1 protein-coding gene is annotated in these 862 nt (G+C 30.9%); it reads right to left on the reverse strand.

Features of this window, described 5'->3' with window-relative positions; translation table 11 throughout:
- Positions 1–862: condensation domain-containing protein (locus A3842_RS12040; RefSeq protein ID WP_256701672.1), on the reverse strand; the 862-nt coding region annotated here is incomplete at both ends.

The raw sequence follows: 862 nt of genomic DNA on the forward strand, positions 1-862 counted from the left end.
TTTATTAAATTCTTCAATTAGATATTTAAATTCATTTGGAGCTATAATATCTAACTCATTAATTTTTTCTATTTGCTTTACAATTATCATGTCAATACTCGTTTTAATCATTTGAAACATACGCTCTATATCGTAATCCGAATAATCCTTTGTTTTAAAATCAATATCAATTAATAAAGAACCCTCCTCTTTCCACTCCTTTATCATCACATGAAGAGACAGAGTTTGTTCTCCAGGAAAGAACTCCAAATGTTCTACTGGAATTCCACCTAAGTGCTGCGATGGTGTTCCAGGATTATAATTCACCGATACATTAAACAATTCAGAACTGATTTTGCTTTTTTTATTTAAATCACTGACAAGTAAGTCATAAGGGTATTTTTGATGTTTTAATACTTTCTTAAATTCAAGTTGAACTTCAGATAAAAGTTCCAAAATTGTGTACTCTGGAGAAATACAAAAGGTAAAGGGAACAGTACTTGTTGTCATTCCAAAAATCTTTTTTTCTTGCTTACCATAGCGGTTAAGTACTGGAATTCCTAACGTAATATCTTTTTGCCCTGTAGTTTTGAATAGATAGATACCCATAATTGAAATCATAAAAACATTCATTGAAACAGCCTGGGATGCCAAGTAGTTTCTTATAATATCCGCATGATGCTTACCAATTACAAATGTTTTACGCTTAGCCGATAAATCAATGTTATTTTTATGGAATACCCCTGTTCTAAAATCATGATATCTGTCCACCCAAAATTTTTTGTCACTCATTGCTCTTTCGGACAATAAATATTTCGTCTCATTTTCTAATAAGTGAAGATATGAGTCATTATCCTCGTAAGCACTATCACTATTATTTGTG

Source organism: Paenibacillus sp. P3E, from assembly GCF_001909045.1.
In the GTDB taxonomy this organism is placed as follows: domain Bacteria; phylum Bacillota; class Bacilli; order Paenibacillales; family Paenibacillaceae; genus Paenibacillus_AQ; species Paenibacillus_AQ helianthi.